This window comes from Thermoanaerobacterium aotearoense, from assembly GCF_009905255.1.
Lineage (GTDB): Bacteria > Bacillota > Thermoanaerobacteria > Thermoanaerobacterales > Thermoanaerobacteraceae > Thermoanaerobacterium > Thermoanaerobacterium aotearoense.
Genome location: NZ_CP047602.1, coordinates 2,468,265 through 2,491,985 on the forward strand (window position 1 = coordinate 2,468,265; position 23,721 = coordinate 2,491,985).

At 34.4% G+C, this 23,721-nt stretch carries 23 protein-coding genes and 3 pseudogenes; 6 read left to right on the top strand and 20 right to left on the bottom strand.

The genetic code is table 11. The annotated features are described in order from the left end of the window. Positions 1-62: 62 nt before the first annotated feature. The 7 genes and pseudogenes from GSH73_RS12340 to purR all read right to left on the bottom strand — a co-directional run bounded on the left by GSH73_RS12340 (position 63) and on the right by purR (position 7,590). Positions 63-1,418, bottom strand: coding sequence for a S1C family serine protease (locus GSH73_RS12340; RefSeq protein ID WP_014757667.1), 1,356 nt, complete (start codon positions 1,416-1,418; stop codon positions 63-65). A gap of 238 nt (positions 1,419-1,656) precedes the next feature. Further along, positions 1,657-3,078, bottom strand: a complete 1,422-nt coding sequence (locus GSH73_RS12345; protein WP_014757666.1) for a sensor histidine kinase — start codon at positions 3,076-3,078, stop codon at positions 1,657-1,659. A 1-nt stretch (position 3,079) separates the two neighbouring features. Further along, positions 3,080-3,763, bottom strand: coding sequence for a response regulator transcription factor (locus GSH73_RS12350; protein WP_014757665.1), 684 nt, complete (start codon positions 3,761-3,763; stop codon positions 3,080-3,082). Positions 3,764-3,852: 89 nt separating this feature from the next. Then, positions 3,853-4,803 carry a ribose-phosphate diphosphokinase gene (locus GSH73_RS12355; protein ID WP_013786968.1) on the bottom strand — a complete coding sequence of 317 codons (951 nt, stop codon included), beginning with the start codon at positions 4,801-4,803 and terminating at the stop codon, positions 3,853-3,855. Between the two features lie 2 nt (positions 4,804-4,805). Then, positions 4,806-6,179 carry a bifunctional UDP-N-acetylglucosamine diphosphorylase/glucosamine-1-phosphate N-acetyltransferase GlmU gene (gene glmU / locus GSH73_RS12360; RefSeq protein ID WP_014757664.1) on the bottom strand — a complete coding sequence of 458 codons (1,374 nt, stop codon included), beginning with the start codon at positions 6,177-6,179 and terminating at the stop codon, positions 4,806-4,808. 109 nt (positions 6,180-6,288) lie between these two features. Next, entirely contained in the window at positions 6,289-6,570 is a 282-nt protein-coding gene (spoVG, locus tag GSH73_RS12365; protein ID WP_013786966.1) for a septation regulator SpoVG, read from the bottom strand. 157 nt (positions 6,571-6,727) lie between these two features. Continuing rightward, a pseudogene (purR, locus tag GSH73_RS12370) lies at positions 6,728-7,590 on the bottom strand (pur operon repressor). 157 nt (positions 7,591-7,747) lie between these two features. On the opposite strand from purR, the gene murC reads away from it, so the two are divergent. Then, positions 7,748-9,145 (top strand): UDP-N-acetylmuramate--L-alanine ligase, encoded by a 1,398-nt coding sequence (murC, locus tag GSH73_RS12375; RefSeq protein ID WP_014757662.1) that lies wholly within the window; start codon positions 7,748-7,750, stop codon positions 9,143-9,145. 25 nt (positions 9,146-9,170) lie between these two features. On the opposite strand, the gene GSH73_RS12380 is transcribed toward murC, so the two are convergent. Further along, positions 9,171-10,184 carry a LacI family DNA-binding transcriptional regulator gene (locus tag GSH73_RS12380; protein ID WP_013786963.1) on the bottom strand — a complete coding sequence of 338 codons (1,014 nt, stop codon included), beginning with the start codon at positions 10,182-10,184 and terminating at the stop codon, positions 9,171-9,173. An 80-nt stretch (positions 10,185-10,264) separates the two neighbouring features. Beyond that, positions 10,265-11,212, bottom strand: coding sequence for a CPBP family intramembrane glutamic endopeptidase (locus GSH73_RS12385; RefSeq protein ID WP_014757661.1), 948 nt, complete (start codon positions 11,210-11,212; stop codon positions 10,265-10,267). 120 nt (positions 11,213-11,332) lie between these two features. Here GSH73_RS12385 and GSH73_RS12390 point away from each other — a divergent pair, with 120 nt between their 5' ends. Further along, a complete protein-coding gene (locus GSH73_RS12390; protein ID WP_014757660.1) occupies positions 11,333-11,743 on the top strand; it encodes an Hsp20/alpha crystallin family protein in 411 nt (136 codons plus the stop codon). Between the two features lie 34 nt (positions 11,744-11,777). Here the strand turns inward: GSH73_RS12390 and GSH73_RS12395 are convergent, their stop codons facing one another. From GSH73_RS12395 to GSH73_RS12405, 3 genes are read right to left on the bottom strand one after another with little or no spacing between them, the layout of a single operon-like run. Then, entirely contained in the window at positions 11,778-12,527 is a 750-nt protein-coding gene (locus GSH73_RS12395; RefSeq protein ID WP_014757659.1) for a hypothetical protein, read from the bottom strand. A gap of 13 nt (positions 12,528-12,540) precedes the next feature. Further along, positions 12,541-13,224 carry a polymer-forming cytoskeletal protein gene (locus tag GSH73_RS12400; protein ID WP_014757658.1) on the bottom strand — a complete coding sequence of 228 codons (684 nt, stop codon included), beginning with the start codon at positions 13,222-13,224 and terminating at the stop codon, positions 12,541-12,543. Continuing rightward, positions 13,217-13,864, bottom strand: coding sequence for a YhbD family protein (locus GSH73_RS12405; RefSeq protein ID WP_013296733.1), 648 nt, complete (start codon positions 13,862-13,864; stop codon positions 13,217-13,219). The genes GSH73_RS12400 and GSH73_RS12405 overlap by 8 nt, the downstream gene beginning before the upstream one ends. A 144-nt stretch (positions 13,865-14,008) precedes the next feature. Here GSH73_RS12405 and GSH73_RS12410 point away from each other — a divergent pair, with 144 nt between their 5' ends. Beyond that, complete coding sequence (locus GSH73_RS12410; RefSeq protein ID WP_014757657.1) at positions 14,009-14,308, top strand: nucleotidyltransferase domain-containing protein; 300 nt, start codon at positions 14,009-14,011, stop codon at positions 14,306-14,308. Next, positions 14,295-14,693 (top strand): nucleotidyltransferase substrate binding protein, encoded by a 399-nt coding sequence (locus GSH73_RS12415; RefSeq protein WP_038069579.1) that lies wholly within the window; start codon positions 14,295-14,297, stop codon positions 14,691-14,693. Before GSH73_RS12410 ends, GSH73_RS12415 begins: the two co-directional genes overlap by 14 nt. A 361-nt stretch (positions 14,694-15,054) precedes the next feature. Here the strand turns inward: GSH73_RS12415 and GSH73_RS12425 are convergent, their stop codons facing one another. Together GSH73_RS12425 and dapA are read right to left on the bottom strand one after the other, a co-directional pair. Continuing rightward, complete coding sequence (locus tag GSH73_RS12425; protein ID WP_014757655.1) at positions 15,055-15,573, bottom strand: hypothetical protein; 519 nt, start codon at positions 15,571-15,573, stop codon at positions 15,055-15,057. A 240-nt stretch (positions 15,574-15,813) separates the two neighbouring features. Then, positions 15,814-16,725 (bottom strand): 4-hydroxy-tetrahydrodipicolinate synthase, encoded by a 912-nt coding sequence (gene dapA, locus GSH73_RS12430; protein WP_014757654.1) that lies wholly within the window; start codon positions 16,723-16,725, stop codon positions 15,814-15,816. A 73-nt stretch (positions 16,726-16,798) separates the two neighbouring features. On the opposite strand from dapA, the pseudogene GSH73_RS13875 reads away from it, so the two are divergent. Further along, positions 16,799-17,609: pseudogene (locus tag GSH73_RS13875) on the top strand (transposase); the annotation flags it as partial. Positions 17,610-18,629: 1,020 nt separating this feature from the next. On the opposite strand, the gene GSH73_RS12445 reads toward GSH73_RS13875, so the two are convergent. After that, positions 18,630-19,592: a hypothetical protein gene (locus GSH73_RS12445; RefSeq protein ID WP_014757653.1), complete on the bottom strand. Its 963-nt coding sequence runs from the start codon at positions 19,590-19,592 to the stop codon at positions 18,630-18,632. A 334-nt stretch (positions 19,593-19,926) separates the two neighbouring features. Between GSH73_RS12445 and GSH73_RS13880 the strand changes: the two are divergent. Further along, positions 19,927-20,206: pseudogene (locus GSH73_RS13880) on the top strand (transposase); the annotation flags it as partial. Positions 20,207-20,495: 289 nt separating this feature from the next. Here GSH73_RS13880 and GSH73_RS12455 read toward each other — a convergent pair. From GSH73_RS12455 to GSH73_RS12475, 5 genes are all read right to left on the bottom strand, one after another. After that, the gene (locus GSH73_RS12455) at positions 20,496-21,314 is read right to left on the bottom strand and encodes a hypothetical protein (protein WP_014757652.1); all 819 of its coding nucleotides are present in this window, start codon (positions 21,312-21,314) and stop codon (positions 20,496-20,498) included. Positions 21,315-21,362: 48 nt separating this feature from the next. Beyond that, a complete protein-coding gene (locus GSH73_RS12460) occupies positions 21,363-21,797 on the bottom strand; it encodes a hypothetical protein (protein WP_014757651.1) in 435 nt (144 codons plus the stop codon). A gap of 278 nt (positions 21,798-22,075) precedes the next feature. After that, positions 22,076-22,633 carry a copper amine oxidase N-terminal domain-containing protein gene (locus GSH73_RS12465; protein WP_014757650.1) on the bottom strand — a complete coding sequence of 186 codons (558 nt, stop codon included), beginning with the start codon at positions 22,631-22,633 and terminating at the stop codon, positions 22,076-22,078. 68 nt (positions 22,634-22,701) lie between these two features. Then, entirely contained in the window at positions 22,702-23,205 is a 504-nt protein-coding gene (locus GSH73_RS12470) for a VanZ family protein (RefSeq protein WP_014757649.1), read from the bottom strand. A gap of 121 nt (positions 23,206-23,326) precedes the next feature. After that, positions 23,327-23,698 carry a hypothetical protein gene (locus GSH73_RS12475; protein WP_014757648.1) on the bottom strand — a complete coding sequence of 124 codons (372 nt, stop codon included), beginning with the start codon at positions 23,696-23,698 and terminating at the stop codon, positions 23,327-23,329. Between the last annotated feature and the right edge of the window lie 23 nt (positions 23,699-23,721).

Consider the following 23,721-nt stretch of genomic DNA (forward strand, 5'->3'; position numbering starts at 1 on the left):
TAAAAAAAGTTCCTTACCAGCGGGAGGAGACTGGTAAAGAACTATTTAGCGTTATTTACATTTTATTGTGCATTTGAACTGCTCATAAGCTTTACTTTTGTACTCATGGTTCTGCCATTTCTCCAGAATGTAACAGTTATCGTGTCGCCAACTTTATGCTTAGATATTATGCTTTGCAGTGCATCAAAAGTCTGTACTTTTGTTCCATCTACTGCCGTTATCACATCTCCTGCTTGAAGTCCAGCTTCATCAGCACCGCTTCCTTGCTGTACTTGCGCTATATAGAGTCCAACCGGTATATTGTACTGCGCTGCATCTTGTTGGGTTACTTCCTGTACGCTTACACCCATCATTGGTCTTTCTACATATCCATGTTTTATCAAGTCATCTATTATAGGTTTTGCTTCATTTATCGGAATCGCAAATCCCATTCCTTCAACAGGTGTGCTTTGGCTCTGGAACATTCCAAATGGATCTTGAGTATCTGAACCACCTGTTGATGTCAACTTCACACTTGTTATCCCAACAACTTCACCATTGCTGTTGACCAAAGGTCCACCGCTGTTACCAGGATTTATAGCTGCATCTGTCTGAATGAGGTTAACTGGTCCGTAATCGCTTTGAAGATTTCTGTTAAGACCGCTTATTATGCCTGCTGTAACTGTACCTGCAAAGCTTTCGCCGAGAGGATTTCCTATGGCAACTGCCAGATCTCCTACTTCAAGCTTTGACGAATCACCCAATTTTGCCGGAATCAAATTTGTAGCATTTATCTTCAATACTGCCAAGTCAGTCTTTGAATCCTTTCCTATAAGCTGTGCAGGGAACTTTCTGCCATCAGATAAATTTACTGTTATCTTAGAAGCTCCATCCACAACATGATTGTTTGTCACTATATAGCCTTGTGAGTCGATGATTATTCCTGAACCACTGCCTTCAGGCACCAGTGCGCTGCCAAATCCATTGGAATATGATACGCTTGTATCAATTCCAACAACGGAAGGACTTACAATTTTAGCTATATTGGCAATCAAGCTGTAATTGTTGTTGTCTGATGATGAAAGTGGCAAGTACCTATTTATAACCTGTGTCTGTTGCCCCAAATTAGTGTACTTCATGATTCCTGCCACAGTTCCGCCACCTATAAGTGCTGCAATCAATGCAACAGCCACAAATGAAACCAGCATCCTTCTTCTAAATCTTTTTACCATCTTGCCTAAGCTTTTTTTGTTGCTTCTAAATTCTACCCTTGGATTCGTATAGGTTCCACTTTCTTCAGCACCATATGTTGCTTTAATTTCTTGAGTGTCATCTATATTTTCGCCTTTTATGTCATCAGAACCTAAGGCATCGTCAGTTCTAAAATTATCTATTTCATTTTCGCCTATATTTTTGTTTTGTTCATTTTCAAAATCCATATTCATCATCCTCCTTATCATCTCTCATGATTACATTATAAATTAGAATTTTTAATAAACTGTGAACATATTGTAAATTATTTTTAATAATTTTATATGAGAAGAAAAATAAATGCAGCCCGAGGGGTGGCTCGAGCTGCTATAATAAGGGAGGTCAAGGAGAGGCTTTTCTCTCTCTCGATTATTATTATAACCTTAATTTATGAATAAAGTATGAACAAATTGTAAAAATTTTATTTTACTGCTTAACTTTTTTCGCCCTCAATGTAAAAGTAAATGTAGTTCCGTCTGCATCACTACTGGTAGCCCATATATCCTCATTGTGAAGATTTATGATGCTTCTTACTATATAAAGCCCTAATCCGACACCAGGGCTGCCACTTCTGGCCTTGTCAACTTTGTAAAACCTGTCCCATATATGGTCAATTTCATCAGGCGGTATCGTCTTGCCCTTATTTTGGACTTTTACATGGACTTTTTCCTTCACCTTTTCTGTAGATATGTGTATATAACCACCAGGATTTGAAAATTTAATTGCATTATCTATCAAATTAGTAAGCACTTGTTCTATCTTGTCTTTATCTGCTTCTACAATTTCTTTGTCACTTTCAAAGTCCACCTTAACCATGAGATCCTTATCGCTTATCCTTGCTTCCATCTTTATTATGGTCAGCCTTATAAGCTCGTTTATATCAAATTCTGATATATTTAAAGGGAAAGCCCCTGATTCCATCTTCGTTATATCCAAAAGTTCAGATATTAATCTGGACATGCGCCTCGTCTCTTTTTGAGCTATCTCAAGATAAAATTTGGATTTCTCTGCAGGTATAGTCCCATCCACGACTCCATCTATATAGCCTTGAATGGTTGACAAAGGCGAGCGAAGCTCGTGTGAGACATTAGCCACAAACTCTTTTCTGGCATTATCCATCCTTCCCAATTCACTTGACATTATGTTGAAGGACTTTGCCAAGTCTCCTATTTCGTCGTCATCTACAACGTTTATCTTTGTTGAAAAATCTCCTTTTGCCATTTTTTCTGTTGCAATGCTCATCTCTTTTAAAGGATTAGAGATTCTCTTTGATGTATAAGAAATAAGTATAAATGCTATTATTATGGATATGGCTATGGCTAAAAGCATTATGAAAAATATGTCCATCAAGGTTTTCTGCATCTCTACAATAGGAGCGTGCATGAATATGGCACCTTGAATCTTCCCAGCCAGTACCAGCGGAAAACCAACAGTCAAAACAGGCTGCGTAAATCTGCCGCCAAAATATCCCCTTCTTACAATAGTCTCACCTTTTAAAATGCTTTTGATGTCATCTTTGCTTAATGTGACACCTGTCCAATTCTTTTCAAAGTTCTTCGACTGTATATATATGCGCCCGTCTGTGCTTACAACCCATATCGATGCATTTATAAGCCTGTCAATGACATTCAAATCTTGATTAAGCCTGTCAATGTCTATGTCCCCTATGAGGTAATCGTTCAAAACGGTATTTATTTGCTTGCCTTCTTCTACCATTATCTTTTCTTTATCGCGAAAATAATAATTTTCAAACATGATGTAAAAAAGCACGGAAAGTATAGACATCGTAAGCAGTATTATTGCAATGTTTGTGAAAAGCAGCCTTCTAAAGAGCCTATTTCTGCTCAAATCATTTCACCTCGAATTTATATCCCACACCCCATACAGTTGTTAGTTTCCAGTTCGGACCATCCCCTATTTTCTCTCTCAAACGTTTTATGTGTACATCCACAGTTCGACTATCGCCCATGTACTCGTATCCCCATACGTTTTCTAACAGTTGATCTCTTGTAAAGACCTTATTGGGATGAGTGCACAAAAAGTAAAAAAGCTCCAATTCCTTCGGTGTAAGGTCTACATTTTCACCTTTGTATTTCACTTTGTACTCGCTTAAGCTTATAGAAAGATCAGGATATGTGACACTGTCGCCATCATTTTCCTCATGCTCATACCTTCTAAGCACAGCTTTGACACGAGCAACCAATTCTTTCCCATCAAAAGGCTTTACGATGTAATCGTCGGCGCCTATCTCCAGACCTAAAACTTTGTCAAATGTATCGCCTTTTGCTGTAAGCATTATAATAGGCACATTCGTAAATTTCCTTACTTCTTTGCACAGCGTCATTCCATCAATGCCGGGAAGCATCAAATCAAGTATAATAAGCAAGGGGAGTTCTTCTTTTATTTTGTTTAATGCCGTAAGCCCGTCACTAATCTTCACTGTTGCAAAGCCTTCCTTTTCAAGATAAAGTGAAATTATCTCACATATATTTCTATCGTCGTCAACTATATATATTTTTTTGTTTTCGCCCATATAAACACCCCTCTTTTTAAGACTATTATACATAATTGATTTAAAAACCGCAACGATAGATGTATATATAAAAAAAGGCACCTTAGTGCCTATACAAACAATTTGCTTACAGACATGCCTTCATATATTCGCATTATGGCTTCCGCCAGCAATGGAGCTACAGTCCTTACCTTTATCTTGCTTATCTTCTTTTCTTCAGGAAGTGGAATAGTATCTGTTATAACCAATTCTTTTATCGGAGAATCCATCAACCTTTCTATCGCAGGACCTGACAAAACACCGTGTGTAGCACACGCATACACCTCTTTTGCACCATTGTCGATAAGCGCTTGCGCTCCCTGCTGCAGCGTCCCTGCTGTATCAATAAGATCATCTACCAATATAGCTATTTTACCTCTTACATCACCTATGAGATTCATTATCTCTGCTACATTAGCCTTTGGCCTTCTCTTATCTATTATGGCTATAGGCGCATTAAGTTTTTCCGCAAAATTCCTTGCTCTTACTACACTTCCGTGATCTGGGGATACAACCACCACATCTCCGCCCAAATCCTTTTCCATGAAATATTTCGCCAGTATTGGACCGCCAAGAAGATGGTCAACTGGTATATTGAAATATCCTTGAATCTGTGCCGCATGAAGATCCATTGTGAGAACTCTGTCGGCACCTGCAACTGTAATAAGATCAGCAACCAGCTTTGCTGTTATCGGATCTCTCGGTTTTGACTTCCTATCTTGTCTGGCATAACCATAATAAGGTATGACAGCAGTTATCTCGCCAGCAGATGCCCTTTTAAATGCATCTATCATTATAAGAAGTTCCATAAGGTTATCATTTACTGGTGAACACGTAGACTGAACGACAAATACATTTGCACCTCTTATGCTTTCTTTGATCCTTACGCTTATCTCACCATCGCTAAATGTACCAACTTCTGAATCACCTAATGTAAGTCCTAAGTTTTCGGCAATCTCTCTCGCCAATTCAGGGTTTGAGTTGCCACTAAAAATCTTTATTGCTCCTCCGTGTCTTACCACTCCTATAGTCCTCCTTTTTTTCTTCTTTCTTCTACCCATCCTTCTTTATTCGTCTGGCGACATCTTGCTATCGCCAATGCCCCTTCCGGCACTTCGTCTGTTATGGTTGAGCCTGCAGCTATAAAAGCATTATCGTTGACTTTAAGAGGCGATACCAAGTTTACATTGCATCCAACAAAAACATCATCGCCTATGATGGTCTTGTGCTTGTTCTTGCCATCGTAATTGACGACTATAGAACCACAGCCCATGTTAACGCGTTTTCCGACTTCTGCATCGCCTATATAAGTCAAATGAGGCACTTTTGTCCCTTCACCTATGACAGACTTCTTTATCTCTATGAAATTGCCAAGCTTAGCATTGTCATGTATTACGCTTTCAGGCCTTATTTGGGCAAACGGTCCTAATTTTATATTGTTGTGAAGCTTCGACTCAGTGATCATAGAAAATACTATTTTGCAGCCATTTCCTATTTCCGAATCGATGATGTAGGAATTAGGTCCTATTTCACAGTCTTCTCCAATCGTAGTCTTGCCTTCTATCATAGTGCCGGGATATATAATCGTGTCCATTCCTATCATGACATCAGGGCCAATGTAAGTGCTATCAGGATCGATTATGGTAACTCCGTCTAACATAAGCCTTTCATTTATCCTTTTTCTCATGACTTTCTCCGCATCTTTTAGCTGTACTCTCGTATTGACTCCCATTATCTCCTCATTTGAAGCTTGATATGCTCCGACTTTTCCGCCTAACCTTATCACTATCTCTACGGCATCCGTCAGATAATATTCCCCTTGTGCATTGTTGTTGCCTATATGTTGAAGCGATTTCCTTAAATAGTCAGAATTAAAAATGTACATTCCGGAATTTATCTCATGGATACCTTTTTCCACATCGTTGGCATCTTTGTCCTCAACAATTTTTAAAACATTGCCATTTGAGTCCCTTACAATTCTTCCATATCCATCTGGAATATCAAAAAAAGAAGATAATATTGTGATAGAGTTTTGCTCTTTTAAATGGAAGTCATAGAATTTCTTCAATGTCTCAGACGTTATAAGCGGTGTATCACCAGTTAAGATCATTATGTTGCCCGTATCAGGCAATAAGTCCTTCGAAACCATGACAGCATGTCCAGTACCAAGCTGTTTTTCTTGATACGCATATTTAACGCTGTCACCCAATACATTCTTTACCTCATTAGCACCGTGTCCTAAAACAACGACTACGTCCTGTGAACCAGCTTCTTTGGCACTCTTTACAACCCATTCAACCATAGGCCTTCCACAAACTTTGTGAATCACTTTTGGATGCTTTGATTTCATCCTCTTTCCAAGTCCTGCAGCAAGTATTAGCGTAACAAAATTATCCATCGCGACACCTTCTAATACATTCTTAATATTTTAACTCTTTACTCCTATACTATTTTAACTATAAATTTGACAAAGTTCAACAAAAAAATAAAAAGGAGAAACCTCCTTTTTATTCCTGTCCTTGCGGCTTGTCCTGCTCTTTAGCTTTTTCGTATTCGCTAAGTATAGCAGATTGAATCTTTGCTCTTGTCTCTGAATTTATTGGATGTGCAATATCTTTAAACTCTCCTTCGGGTGTCTTGCGGCTAGGCATAGCTATAAACAAACCATTCTGTCCCTCAATAACCTTTATATCATGAACAACAAATTCATTATCGAAGGTTACAGAAACCACAGCTCTCATTTTGCCTTCCTCGTTTATTTTTCTCACCCTAACGTCTGTAATTTCCATAAGCTCACCACCTTCCTGCAATATAAGCCAATAATTTATGACTTTAAATATAAGAAAAATTAAATAAAATTTCTTACCTTAATATTATTCGCCATTAAATCAAAATTTCCTCCATGAAAAATTAAAATTTAGAAAAATTTTGATAAAAAAATTCATTTTATGCCACCACACTATTATTTCCATTATTATGCATATTATACATTATTTTAACCAATCGCTTATCTCCATCTTTACAGTTTCTTTCTCCTCATTCATGTCTACAAGCGTAAATACGGAAAAATAGTTTTTCACAACCTTGTTTTCAGGCTCTTTTGTAGATATCATGACACCAGCGCCTATCACTTCTGCATCAAACTCGTTCATAAGCTCAATCATGCCTTTTATAGTGCCACCTGCTTTCATGAAGTCATCTATCAAAACCACTTTTGAATTCCTCTCTAAAGATCTCCTTGAAAGGGACATGGCTTTTATCTGCTTTTGCGAACCTGAAACGTAGTTTATTGAAACAGATGAACCTTCAGTCACTCTATTGTCTTGCCTTATAATCACCAATGGAACATTTAATGCTTTGGCACACATGATGGCAATAGGTATCCCTTTTGTCTCAACTGTGACAACTGCATCAACATCTTTGTCCTGAAATGGATATGATAGAATTTCACCTATCTTATTGGCATATTGAGGAGAATAAATGATATCGGCAGTGTACAAAAAACCTCCCGGAATAATCCTTTTGGGATCCTGAAGCTTATTGCATATATCTATCATAAATTCGCGATAATTATCTATATTATTTATAGGAATGTACTTTATACCGCCGCCAGCACCTGCAACAGTCTTTATCTTACCTAAGCCGAACTTTTCTAATATACCTTGAAGTATATCCATGTCTTCTGATGCAGTGGACTTTGCGACATTAAATAGATCCATAAAATAATTCAAGTTATACAATTTATTGGGGTTTTCGGTCAATATCTTAAGTATGACACTGATCCTCTCGTACCTTTTGTATGAATTCATCGAAAAACCTCCAAAGACAAACTTTTAATTAACATTATATTTTAAAGTTCATTAATTTGCAATATGTGATATAATCTTTTTGTATAGTATTTTATCTTCATAAAGAGACCGTTTTTTGGCAATAATAATAACAAAATTTGAAAGAGGTGCTATATTAATGACAATAGACATCGAAAATTTTAAAAGAGTTCATTTTATAGGAATTGGTGGCATAAGCATGAGCGGCCTTGCACATATAATGCTAAACTCTGGACACATTGTAACAGGGTCAGACATAAAGGATTCTCATATAATAAAAAAATTAAGAAATGAAGGTGCAATAATTAATATCCCCCATAGCGCTTCAAATGTGGACGGAGCAGACTTAGTCGTATACACAGCGGCAGTAAAGGAAGACAATCCCGAAATGATAAGATCGCGGCAGCTTAACATACCCACAATAGATAGAGCGACGCTTTTAGGCGAAATAATGAAAAAATACAAGTACGGAGTCGGAGTCGCTGGAAGTCACGGAAAAACCACCACAACGTCGCTTATATCTGTTTTGCTAGAAGAAATGAATTACGATCCGACAGTATTAGTTGGCGGAGAAGTTGACATAATCGGCGGAAATGTAAGAGTAGGCAATTCAGAATACTTTATAACAGAAGCATGTGAGTACACAGACAGTTTTTTAAAGTTTTATCCGTACATTGCAGTCATTTTAAACGTTGATTCAGACCACCTTGATTACTTTAAAAACATCGACAACATAAAGCAGTCATTTACACAGTTTGCAAACCTCGTTCCAAATGACGGATTTGTAGTCGCATGTGGCGATGATCCTAATACAATGAGTGTGCTTAAAGATGTAAACCGCAATATCATCACGTTTGGAATCGACAGCAACTGTACATGGAACGCCAAAAACATAAAATTTGACGAAAAAGGATTTCCTTCATTTGATGTGTACTACAATGGTACATTTGTGGAACGTTTTGAGCTGTCCATTGTAGGGAAACACAACATATTAAACGCATTGGCAACACTATCAGTATGTCACCTTTTAGGCGTGGATATAAAAAAATGTCCGGATGTCATTAAGAAGTTTAAGGGCACCCACAGAAGGTTTGAATTCAAAGGCACAATCGACGGCGCAATCGTAATCGACGACTATGCACATCATCCGACAGAAATCAAAGCTACATTGTCTTCCGCATTAAATTACCCTCATAATAGAATAATATGCGTATTTCAACCTCATACATATACGAGGACTTATTCGCTTTTGAATGACTTCGCTGCTTCTTTTGACGATGCCGATATTACGATAATAACAGATATATACGCTGCAAGGGAAAAAGACACAGGTATCGTACGGGCGGAAGATCTGGTTAATCTCATAAAAAATAGAGGAAATGAGGTATACTACATAAAAGATTTCACCGACATAGTAGATTACCTCAAAAACACTATAAAAAGTGGCGATCTTGTGATAACAATAGGTGCAGGCGATGTGTACAAGGTAGGAAACATGCTTTTAAGCTTCAACAAAAAAGCAGCAATAGGCGCATAAAAAGATAAATAGGCATTTAGCCTATTTATCTTTTTATACATGACTTTCTTTCGATCAATTTTACCGGTACAATTATGTGATCTGCAACAAAGTCTTTATTCTTAATGTTTTTAAGCAGCAATTCTGCAGATTTCACGCCTAAATCAAAAGTAGAAATGTCTATCGTTGTAAGGGGCGGATTTGCATAAGCAGAAAGAGGAATATTGTTAAACCCGATAAGGGATACATCTTGCGGCACCTTCAATCCATAATCTATCGCTGCCCTTATGACACCAAAAGACATTATATCATCCGTCACAACAACCGCGGTAGGCTTTTTCTGCTTCAATATCCTCATCATGGCATTGTAACCGCCATCTTCTGAAAATTCATCTTGTGCAACCAATTCTTTGTCAAACGGAATATTATTCTCCTCTAATGCCAACTTATAACCATCAAGTCTGTCAAGACTCACTACAAACTCCAGTGAACCACTTATAAATGCTATCTCTCTGTGGCCATGTTTTATAAGGTAATTTGTAGCAAGCCTTGATGCTCCAATATTGTCGTTATCTACCCAGCATACACCTTTCGAATCTAAAGGCTTTCCTATTACAGTAAAAGGAAACTTCTCCTCTCTAAGCCAAGGTATTAGCTCATCTGTAGTCCTTGAGCAGAGAAGAACGATGCCATCAACTCTTCTCCCTTTCACCATATCTATGACAGCCTGTTTTTCTTCCTCTTCATTGCCTGATGTCGATATAAGCAAATCGTACTTTTCGTTATGAGCAACCACGCTTATGCCTCTCATGACTTCAGGAAAGAAAGGGTTGGAAAACGCATCTTCTGCAGATCGAGGCATTATAAGCCCTATAGTGTAGGTCATCTTGCTGGCTAAACTTCTAGCAATAGCATTAGGGTAATAACCCAGCTCTTCCATCGCCTTAAAAACTCTTTCTTTCGTCTCTTTGCTTATCCTTGGATTATCCGCAATAACCCTTGATACAGTCGAAGGCGCAACATGTGCTCTTTGTGCAACATCTTTTATAGTTACATTCATCTTAACACCACCTTAGTGAAACCGATTGCAGTTACTTATATTTTATATCAATTTATAATTATTGTCAACTCGCAAAAGCCTCAATAGATGAACTTTACAATTCTTCCATAATACTGAGATCCCGAAATTCCCAATAGCTCCAAACCTATCATGGCCAAAAAGATCAATCCAGATAATAAAAGAGGCCATTGAAGCAATATCTTTAAATCGTCTTTTAAAGTTGTAGTACTGTGAATAATGTATGGATTTGTAGTTTTTACGAGTTTTTCAAGAAGCATGTAAAGAATCGTGCCTGCCGCTATAGCGATGAATCCATACACCACCACAGATAAAAACGGAATATTCATTTTTACCAATGTTCCTGGCTTAAATCCCGCTGTACTTGAAACTTTATTTGATGCATATTGCAATACCAGAACCATAGTATTGTTTGTAAAATGCCCCAACATCGATGCGTAAATTGAATCAGTCCTTTGCACAAGAAACCCTAATAAACACCCTAAAAAGACTACACTTAAAAAATTCTGCACATTAAGATGCAATGCGGCAAACATTATGCCTGATATGACGACAGCCTTTGTAGAGCCTCTCATCTCATAGCTTCTCAAAATAAGCCCTCTCGTAAGTATCTCCTCGCATAAAGCTGCAGTCCCTGAAATTATCAATATCTGTTTTATCAATCCCACAATATCGCTGGCAGCATTTATAGGCGGTATGGGTATTTTACCGAATTTACTTAGTATGAAATTTGTCAAGATGCTAAAAAAGCTGGATACAAACATACCGCATATCATTATAGCTATTATTAAAAACACATGATTTAAGTTAAGTTTATTTAGCCTTAATACGTATTTTACGTCGTACCTTTTAAAAATCAAAAAAAGTACAACAGGCAGTAGAACGATAACAAACTCTGTAATAACAAGCCCTAAATACAATGATTTTCTCTGAACGTATGAACCTACAAAAACAAATAGGATCAGTATAAGCAGATAGATTTTATTAGCATCTTTTTCAGACGGCCTCATACCAAAACTCCTTTTCATTTTGTCTACAATAGATTTTACCATACATATATTGAAAATGTAAGAATAAAAAACCCTATTTTTCACAAAATATTTTTGTAAAAATTATTGGAGGTGTCATTTATGAGCTTGATAAAATGGCGCGGCAACGACATGTGGCCAGACTTTAATTTTGATTTTAACTTACCTGCACTATCAAATATATTTGCACGCCCCAGAATAGACATTACAGAATCCGAAACTGAAATTACAGCGACAGCCGAATTACCCGGCGTTGACAAAAAAGACATAGAAATAAGCGTTCACGATGATGTACTTGAGATAAAGGGGCAGACGTCAAAAGAATCCGAAAGAAAAAATCAAAGCTACTATTTAAACGAAAGGTATTATGGTTCATTTGAAAGAAGAATAGGGCTTCCTGCTGAAGTAGACTCAGAAAGGACGACTGCGAAATTTGAAAACGGCATATTGACCATCATAATGCCAAAATTGCATCCAGATAAGCCAAAAGGCAGAAAAATAGATATACAGTAAAAAATAAAGCCAGACGCAGGACACCTGTGTTTGGCTATAATATCATCTTTTTGCTTTCTCTGACAACAGAATCACTGTGTTGATTAAAGTTATCCACATATTCTACAAGCTCTATATTGCATCCTTGCCCAATTGTGACATTCTTACCTCTCACAGCTTTCGCCGTCGTATACTCCAGGTATATTTCATCACCTTCGATGACATCTGTTGTAAGGTCACCTTTACACGCATCATAAATCATCGATTTGATAAGCTTAAGCCTCTTAAATATTGATTCAGAACCTCGTCTTATCATGATTTTCTCTCCGCCAATTTCTTTGACAAAATTACTACCATAGATGTAGATTTCTATGTCATCAGCATTCAAAAGACCATTTAATTTCATGACAATGCTATTTGATGTGAAAATTTCAGAATTACAATTTCCTTCTATTGTAAAATGGCCATTTGCATCTATTTTTTCAGACGAAATATTCCCCTTAATTGTTACATTTCCGTGCGTTATTAAATTTTTAATAGACGTATCACCATCTACTGTCACGTTGCCTGCAACCTTAAATATATCGGCAGATAGGCTGCCTTTTATAGCTACACTCCCTGCAACTACCCCAGAAACAGTTTTTAAGTCTCCATTTATTGTACAGTCTCCGGTAGCTTTGATGTATGCACAATCAACAGAGCTATTAAAAATCCCATTTCCCACTACCGAAACATTATTAAATAAGCCGCCTGCAGATGTATTATCCCCGACAATCTTTATATTTTGCCTTTTCTCTAAATCCATAAAAAGCACTCCTTTAAACCTTTTTAAATTCCTTAACATTTGCATTATCATCTTTTTCAAATTTATCCTTGTATTCTACAATGTCAACATTTGAACCAGGACCAATTTTAACATTTTTGCCTCTCACAATTTTTGCATTAGTGTACTCTATATAAATATCATCACCTTCGACAGTATCTACGATCAATTTTTGTGGCATAGAAAATGTCTCAAGGATTTTTTCAAAGAATTTTATATTGTTTGTATTGTCTTTGCAAACATTAATACTTTGGCCGCCGATTTCTCTCACTTTACATTTTACAAATAGTCTTATATCTATATTTTCCGCATTTAAAAGTCCGTTTATGGTGAATCCTCCTCGTGAGACAAATATCTCTGAATTTACGTCATCATTTACTTTAAGCACACCATATATCTGGACTTTTTCAGCATTCACACCATGAGCAACATTCAACGACCCTTCCACAGATAACTCTTTGCACTTAATATCTCCATTTACATTATTGACCCCACTTACAAGGATGCTTTCTGCTTTTATACTGCCATCTACTTTTGAAACACCACTGCATTTAAAATCTGTGCATTCTACATCGCCTTTTACTCCCATAACACCACTTATTATGACATTTCGATACTTGCCACCAGCAGAGTCGCCTACGCCACTGCCAATTAAATCATTTAAGTTTTCACTACTCATTAAACTCGCCCCCATTTACTAATTTTATCTTTAATTCTTCAATAATTCCCGCAACACTTAGCCTTTTAATGATTTTCGCACCTGGTTCGAAATAAACCTCAGACCCACTTGATACCAAAAAACATGTAGATACTCCAAACTTTCTCACAAATAATAGATCACAATTCTTCCCATTGAATTTATTGTAATTTTCTTTTAACGTTTCTAAAATAATTTTTCCTTCTTCAAGATTTATATCTCCTGCAATTATCATTTCATCAACAATGTAAATATATAGAATTGAATTAAAAGAAAACTCTTTTTCTTCTCCAAACGTCTTTATATATAGCTCCAAAGATATAAGCGAAACAATATTGCGTTTTTTTATCTCATCTAAGCTTAATACAATCTCTGAAGGATTTGGCGAAAGCATATTTGCAAGATCATCCAATGATAAGTCTTCTTTCATGCTTAGAATTTTATTTACTCTTTCAAGAATCTTTGCTTTTGGGAAAAATGTCTCTTGGCCTGTAAATGTAGACTTTCTTATAAACCACTCCTCAGGAATAAGATTTTTTCTTTTCCACCTGTAAAGCTGACCGTATGAAATACCAGTAATCTCAAGCAATTCTTTTTTCGATATTAAATCATTGTTATCCACTAATGTTCACCTCCACACTGATAGTATAACATAACACTGTTACGTTGTAAATAGATTTTATAAAATTTTTAAACAAAATGCCGATTGTAGTGTATTTCATAATATTGTATAATCAATCTAAAGAACGACACTTGGAGGCATATCATGAAATTAGATTTAGATGATAGAATAATAGATTCAATTAAATTTATAGGTGAAAAATATAATGATATTGATAAAATAGTAATATATGGTTCGAGAGCAAGAGGAGATAATAGAAAGACCAGCGATATAGATATTGCCGTATATTGCAAGGATGATTCACATAAAGGCGCAATTTATTGCGATTTAGATGATATAAATACTCTATTGAAACTTGATATAGTCTTTATAGATGATAATACTGACAAAAAGTTATTAGATAATATTAACCGGGATGGTGTTATTGTATATGAAAAGCAATAATAAACTTGAAAATTTTATAAAAGCGTTAGATAGATTAAAAGAAGGCTTGTTGCAATATGACGAGGAAGACGAACTTCAAAGGGATGGAATAATTCAAAGGTATGAATTTACTTTTGAACTTGCTTGGAAAACTTTAAAAGAAATCTTTGAAGATGAAGGCTTAATTGGATTAAATTCACCAAAAACCGTATTAAGAGAAGCATATTCATCAGGGTTAATTGATGATGAAAAAATATGGCTTGATATGCTTGTAGACAGAAATGCCACATCACACATATATAGTCAAAGTAATGCAATAGAAATATGTAAAAGAATAAAAGAAATATATGTTGACAAGTTGGAAAAATTAAAATATAAAATATTTGAGAGATTAAATCAAATATAAATATTTTGGATTCTACCGACTTGACAACATTATTAACTTCAAACCAGCTTTTTGGAAAACTCCAAAATTCGCATTTTTAGCGAAGTAGGCGGCAAATTAGCAAATTATTATAACATAATGATTATTTTGAACTACTTCAAGTATTTTTCTTATTCATATCTTTCTAATCTTTGTCTGAAGAGCTATATGGCAACCCGGCTGCCAATCCAATGAACAAGGCTAAGTAAAATGAAGATTTTTTTGGATAAAAGAAATCTAATATGGCAGCTATAACGACAAATGATGCAAAATATTTTATATCAATATGCGTAAACTCTATCTCCCTTTTGATTTGTAATAATCTTTTAAATAATTCATCATACTATCCGCTTAATTTAACACTTATGAAAGTTATATTGCTATTTGAGGTTTTATCATATTTAGGGAATAGCGCATAGCCATTGTAAATATTAATATTTGTTATCATATATCCTTCTTTCAGCTTATTTTCATCCATTGTTTTTAAACCATTATATACAAACTGCATTGAATAATAATCTTTACTCGACCTATCCAAAATTATATTTTCATCTTTTCCTTTTGAATTGTGGATATAATTTAAAAACTTATTAATAAATACTTTATCATCAATCATTACTGTAGATCTAACCTCAAGCTGGGCAATTTCTTGTAATATTTTTTGTTTTTCATTATAATCCTTTGTTTCTTCATATTTTTTATTTAATTCAATAATTTCCTGTCTATGTAAATCTCCAGTTAAATAAATTTTATCTGGAGTTTTGACATAGTTCATACTAATTCCGCTTTTAGAACAGCCAACAAATAAAATAGCCACTACGCAAATAATTAAAATTATTCTTTTAGATACATTTGTTTTCATATAATACCACCTAACACTATGAACATTACTTCTCTCAATACACATAACACAATTTTTGTTTTTTGATTTGTCTAGTTTTCTGGCATCATTATATTTATCGCCATAAGCTATTTATGTGAACGAATTTCATAATTAACTTTCTTATCAAAATATATCAACATATTGTCGTTTATTTATAGTTATAACACTATATGTTGTTCAATTGCATTCGATTTTTGAATTATACAATTTCCTCATGTATTAAAAATCATAAAATTTACGCAACTCTGACTTTATAAGTTCTTTAATGTCATCATTTATATCTACTAAGGGCAATCTTACTTTACCTCCTAAATTTAGACCTAATATATCCAATGCTGCTTTGATTGGTGCAGGATTAGGAGCTTTAAACATACTCTTTTGAAGTGTACATATGTCAAATTGAATTTTTCTTGCACCTATTATATCTCCAGCTTTATATTTATTTATCATCTCTTTTATTTTTTTATCAACAACATGACCTGTTGCAGCAACTGCACCATTTCCTCCGAGGCATAGATTTATAAATATATTAGTATCTTCACCTGTCAAGATAGAAAATTCTTTTTTTAATTCATTCCGACATATCCTTATCATCTCGGAAGTATTTGTAATGTCGTTAAAACAATCTTTTATACCGATTACATTGTCAATATTTGCTACTTTAATAATTGTATCAATACTCATATTAACTGCTGTCCTAGATGGTATATTATAAATCATGATTGGTAAATTTGTATGTTGGGCTACCGCCTTAAAAAATTGATAAATACCTTCCTGATCTGGTCTAATATAATATGGAACAACTATTAACAGACCATCGGCTCCAATATTTTCAGCATATTTAGTCAAACTTATTGTTTCATCCAAGTTTGCACCTCCAGCACCAACAAAAATAGGCACTCTTTTATTAGCTCGTTTTACTGCTCTTTCTATAACTAACTCCTTTTCAAGATGTGATAATGATGTCGATTCCCCAGTTGTTCCAATTGGAATTATTGCATCTGCGCATTGTTCTTCTATCAAGTAATCCACCAATTTATCAAACTTTTCAAAATCAACTTTACTCAAATCATCAGTAAATGGTGTAATGCATGGAATAACTAAACCTTCCAACTTATGAGTATTATTCAATTACTACACACCCCTTTTTAAATTTTATTTTAATAACTATAGGTGAGAAAATTCACTTACATAAACTACCAAATTCCATCAATCGCATTTAAAAGGGAAACAAGTTTGGGGACATAAGCTTCTTAACATGATGCTATCCTGCAGCAAAGTAGTATTACCTTACTGTATTGAACGCTATGAAAAAGGTGGCAAAAGCAAAATCGAAAGAATATGCGAAATGGTATCTATGCTTCCAATATCTAAAGGAGCAGTATATGGTTTATATGATTCATGGTACATAAACAAAAAAGTAATAGAAACACATTTTGAAAGGGGATACCATCTCATAGGAGCACTAAAGACTAACAGAATTATCTATCCACAAGGCATCAGGATACAGATAAAAGACTTTGCCCAATATATTGAAAAGAACGAAGTTTGCCTCGTTACAGTAAACGGTTCTATATACTGGGTATATCGTTATGAAGGAGCCTTAAATGGCATAGATAATGCTATAGTAGTATTGTGCTGGTCTGAAGAAAGCTTTTAAAAATGAAAATGCTCTACATGCATTTATCTGTACTGATACTGAATTAGATACCAAGACAATTCTAAATTATTACAGCCAGAGATGGCCTATAGAAATATTCTTTAGGCAGACAAAGAATAATCTCGGACTAAATATGTATCAAGTACGTTCAATAAAATCAATAGACAGATTATTATGGCTTATATCATTGACATACCTGTATTGTACGACTTCAGGCGATGAATATTGCAAATTTGGGCAAGGAATAAAAATGGTTCGAAAAGAGGTACAAAAGCAGCGTATTCAATGGATATATGAACAAGCTGATAGCAATGTGTCTATTGATGAAATTTTAGAACAGCTACGGTTAGCATAGGTGTAGTGCATCTACTCTATGGTAATATTTGTTATCAATTTTTCTCATCTATAGATTTAAATACTGACAATATACGCTCAGCAGGTATTAAGAAAGCTAAAATCTTTGCTTTATTAAACTGTATTACACTTGTTGCAGGTACTATTGCTGTTAATGTTAATAAATCATTGCCAAAAGTAGCTTAATAAACTGCTTATGCTTAAACAAGCATATAGAAACAGACAAAAATTATTTTATAAACTATTTTTGTATTAAATTTTCAAAGTTCATAAGTTATCCACAAGCATTGATATGCTTAGCTTTGCTATTGCCTTTTTTTAGCTTCAAAAATTAAAGTTTAATTGTGCAATTTTCTCAATCGAGAAATAGGGGCGGCAAGAGATTATTGAGCTAAAGATATAATCACATTTTTTTATCATTTACAATCTTAGATAGAATAAAGTATAAAAATCCAAAGCCGGAACATATAATAGAAATAATAATCTTAAAACCCAGAGAATACTCCAAAAAGCTAAGGGAATATAAAAATGAACCCACAAATATAAGCGTGATTAATACTAATTGTAATGTAATATTAGGAATTATTTTAGTAACAATATAAGGCAGTATTCCTACTAGTAGGGTGAAATAAGCTGGTATAAAAAGAAATACGGTAGTTATATCAGTGAACAAAGGAAACATATTACCTTTATAGTTTGGCCAAAAGGTAATAACGATGTATAGTGTTGAAATTAATAGAATTAATGAAATTCCCAACCATATTTTATATTTCATCTTATAAGACGATCTCCTTTCCTGAAATTATTGTAGTGCAAAACAATCCAAGATGCAACCCCAAAAGTCACGTCCTGGATTGTTTTCCGGTATATTTGATGAGCTATTAATCAGCAGAAATTATACATTTAACCAGCAATGAGTAAACTATAAGGCGAAAGCCTCATTAGTAACGATGGAGATTGAAAAATTATTAATAAAATAATGTTGAGAATCCGCAGCATTATCCTAATTCATTAAAAAACTTTAATAGGTATACCACTGGCTTTGCCATACATACTTGTACTGATAATCGCCTACAGAGCTTTCAGATAAAATTAACTCACCTTTATTTTTAGCGGTATAGAAAGCTGTTTTATAACCTGCATTTGGCATTTCTTCATAATATGCTCTACCATAGCAATTATTATGCAAATCCATAATGTTGCTTACCGTAAAGAACGACTTGAAAAACGAATAACTGGACTTGCAAATTGTGACTAATTGATATTTTAAATCAGGAATATATGCAACTGCATCAGAAAAAGCTTTATTGGCTGCATTATAGTCGTTATAACCTTGGCTTCTGTACGTATTATATCTATTTGTATAATAGTTGGTTACGGGTTCAAGGATTAATAGCCCCCATTCATGATTTATTGTAGCAGTCCGTGTTTTCAGGGTTCCTACACCCCCGGTAGAAATGTAATTCCAACTAAAGTGTCTAAAAGCATCTTGCAACATAACATTACTAGGGAATTCTTTTAGGGCCGCATCTCTTGCTTGGTTAGCAAAGGTAACTCCAATTTTATATATCTCTGTACTGGTTAAGCCTTCATCTAGATCGAGAACTCCTTCCATAAAGTTAGCTGCTCTTAATTTGGCTTTATTTTGATCATAGTAAGTACCGGTAGCAGTTATTAGTTGATCACTTTTGTCGTTTTTCGATTTGGTTCCATTTAACTTATCAAGAAGCTTTATTGCTTTTTCAGTATTTTGTTGAATTTGGGCTTGATCTATTTTGGGAAGTTTGCTTTTGTTAAAATCGTCTTCAATAGCTTTAATAGTATTATCAATATCTTGTTGGGTTGTAGTTGTTTCTTCCATTACCTCAATGGGTTCCCCATATTTCACAGGGAATTTATCAACTTCAGCAAATGCAGTTGAGACCATAGAGGATACTATAAGCGCAACGGCTATTAAAATCGTAATAGATTTTTTCTTCAACATCCAAATTACCTCCTAATTTTTTTGAGATTGCGTAAATTTCATATTTTAAAAAGCTTGGTATTCCTAACTTTGTGAGAGACAAAAAAGGAAGTTCACCCCAAATGTCGAATATATAACTATAGATGAGAATATTCACTGACATAAACTACCAAATTCCATCAATCGCATTTAAAAGGGAAACAAGTTTGGGGACATAAGTTTCTTAACATGTTGCTATCCTGCAGCAAAGTAGTATTACCTTACAGTATTGAGCGCTATAAAAAAGGTGGCAAAAGCAACATCGAAAGAATATGCGAAATGGTGTCCATACTTCCAATGTCTAATTGAAAAGAACGAAGTTTGCCTCGTTACAGTAAACGGTTCTAGATACTGGGCATATCGTTATGAAGGAGCCTTAAATGGCATAGATAATGCTGTAGTAGTATTGTGCTGGTCTGAAGAAAGCTTTTAAAAACGAAAATGCTCCACATGCATTTATCTGTACTGATACTGAATTAGATACCAAGACAATTCTAAATTATTACAGCCAGAGATGGCCTATAGAAATATTCTTTAGGCAGACAAAGAATAATCTCGGACTAAATATGTATCAAGTACGTTCAATAAAATCAATAGTACACTAGGTGTAAAAAAGTTTGTGTAAAGTAGTTGTTGTTAAATTTTCTCAAAATTTTATAACCCAACAATATTGAATTATCAAGGTACAAAACTACTTTTATAAGTGCAAAGTTTTAGTTAGTAACACTATTTCGGTACCAAAACAGCATACTAACTACTTTTTTATTAAAAATCGAATGGCCATTCATTTGTTTGACTACATTATAACACCAAGTCCAACATTTGGGAAGTTACGAAATTCGGAACATTTTTTATGAAGTAAGTGCCGTTTTTCGGTACATCATTCTATAATATATTGCCATGTGTATCTATGATGCCTATATTTATGGCTGCCATTATTATTTTTATGTCATTGTTCTCTCCAAATAGTTTACCTAATTTGTTTAGATGATTTCTCAATGCTCTGTCAGATATGCCTACCTCATCCATTACTGCTTTCCTTACTCCGTTTCGGACCAATGATGACAAAATAAGCTTATCAGTATCATCGATCTCTCCTCCTATGAAAGACATATTTTCACTTCTACATGATATACATTTTTCAAGGTAAATTGCTATGTTTTTTAGAGTGATGCTCTGCTCTTTTATGCTGGGAATCTTTATGCGGGATATATCAAGATATGCAACTATTTCTTTGCTATAATGATCTGTAATAGGCATTGCAGTGCAATACCAGTCCTTAAGCAAGTCGCAATAATGGTCCTTTCCGTACAACTGTGCAAGACTTTTGTATTCCATGGCTATGTTGACTGCATTTGTGCCACTGTCTTCAAGCCTTAGACTTATGCCTTCTTTAAATTGTAGCTTTTTGAAATCTTCATTTAATTGGTCATTAGCTATAATTTCAATCACATAACCGTCTTTATCACACAGAATAAAGAAATAGCCTTCTTCAATAAGCACTTTATATCTATAGCATTGATTTACAAAGTTGTTTAACAACAATATTAAAAAGTTGTTTTCTCTTTTCTTTTTTACCAATGCATTATCATCAATTGTTTTGTCAAAAGAGTTTTTGTCAGGATTGATATTTAAAAGCAATGATTCCCCATAAGACACAGTCAGCTTACCGTTTCCTCTTTTTATAAATATGTCATTGTTCATCTATATCACTCCATCATCTTATCTTTCTGTTAATTGCAATATCCTCTTTTAATACCAGTGTGCATCGCTTGTATAGTTGGCTTGCTCTAATTGAACTCCATTTCTATAGACTGTACCTTTTGTTACAAGCCTGTAATAATACCCTTCTTCCACATACCATATTTCACTTATAGAGCAGCTAATATCTGTCGATGTGTTTGACCAGCTTTTTATTGTCACCCAGTTTCCGTTCTTGTACTGTTGAAGATACGCATCAATTCTGATTTTGTCGACGCTGAAGGCATATAATACGCTGTCGACAGTCGATTTTCCCATCGATGATATGTCGAATGTGTTAGTAAACTGGGATATGGCTATCCAATTGGGCTTTACCGGACTTGTCACCAATTTTTTCGAAATGCCGTCATCCGCAAAATCAGTGGTTGAAAGTGATGTCATCATTATTGTTGTCAACAGAAAAATAGACAAGAATTTTTTAAACACACTATCACCTCACTAATTTTTCCCTTTCACAAATATAAAACAACTTATAATGGATTTCGTTACAGTTTTTTATAAAAAATTTTTTATCAATTTCAGTATATATGATTTCATTTGAATATTGTTAGTTCAGGAACGAAAATATCATTTTAAGGAACGAAAAAGCATTTTTAGCTTTTAGTTTTTCTTCAATTGCAAGATAAAAAATAAGGACAGAGCATTATCTGTCCTTATTTTGTAAGCTACATTTGTCAACAGCTTATTATAGATATGCACTATATTTAATTGCCTTGAGCAGCATCTACTGTTATAACACCATCCTTATAATCTACTTTATATCCAAATGCTTCACTTATAACCCTTAGAGGGATATATGTGCAATTATCGACTAATCTCACCTTCACCGGAAGTTCATTGGTCTTATCATTTATTTTTGCTACCTTTGACCCTATTGTCAACTCTACAGTCGTACTGCCTTTTTCTACTGTTATCGTTTGACTGTCATTATGCCAATTCACTGTTGCACCTAATTTTTCAAAAAATTCACGGGCCGGTACTAATGTAATGCCGTCTATTAAAGTAAATGGCTCCTCTGTAAATTTTATCTCTTGCCCGTTTAACTTGATTTTCGGGACATAAGGAAAATGTATTACAGTGCCTCCACCTGAATCTTTATAAATGATTATGCCATTGTCCATTTCTTGAGAATATCCTGCTGGAAGAACAGTTTCTTTGGTTACAGATTTTCCATCATCTTGTATGGCATAAGCGATGGAGCCTGCACATACAACAGTAAAAATAGCAACAAACAAAATACGTTTAAGAAAAACAAATTTCATCCTCACACCAACTCCTCTTTAATCATATTATCCAAACCAGCCCATGTAAAGGCAAATATTATATACTTCTAAAATTCTCTCTTAACTAAAACTTTGTGAATATGATCCCACACTCCTTTCGCCTTTTCATTTGGCGGTATACTTTTAATATAAAGCCAAGAAAGTATACAAAATAAACAGTAACCTAATAATACACCTAAGACATTCAGTATTACATCGTTAATATCAACCCTTCTGGCAACATAACCAGATAAATAAAATATGTTTCTTATCACATTTCCCCATCCTTGTACTGAATTAAGATAAGAATATGTCAATTCACGAAATGGAATAAAGTTTAAACCATTTTTCCAATCAACTCCATCTTTAATCAAGTCATTGTGTTGGAATAATCGAATCGGAAACAAAGTATAATGAGCTACAGAAAGCAAATATATGAAAAACATCGAAAAACATAATATATATCCAATACTGCGTTGTTTCTTTCTCATCATATAAAAAATTAGCCATCCATATATTAAAACTATCACCGGCATAATAGTTTTAACGTCTATCATTATACCTAATCCCAAGCATAACAACTCCTCTCAATGCCTGCATTAACGCCAATTTAAACCGCATAAATATGTCATTGTTCTTTGTTGGATATTTCGCTAAATTTAATGCAATTTTAAAGTATTAAAAATTATATGATCATTTAGTAAACTCCGATTTATTCTTCCTGACATAATTAATAATCATATAAAAAACAACCATTACAGCAATACAGTAAAATGCCAAAAAATACTGCTGATTAATAATTAAATACGCTATAGCCATTAAATAGTAAATAATCAATATTGCATAAAGATATAATGCTAAAAAATATCCATATATCCTTTTCTTAAATAGCCCAATTGAAGATATAATAAATATAGCTCCAAATATAATACCAATAAAATAAAAATTTGTACTTAGTATGACATTACTGCCAATTTTAAAGTTTGCTCCTTCAACCATCCTTATAATTGAGTCTAATATATACAACGTCCCTTGCAACATAACTAATATTGCCACAAAATTCACTATATCACCACCCCGAATTTTAT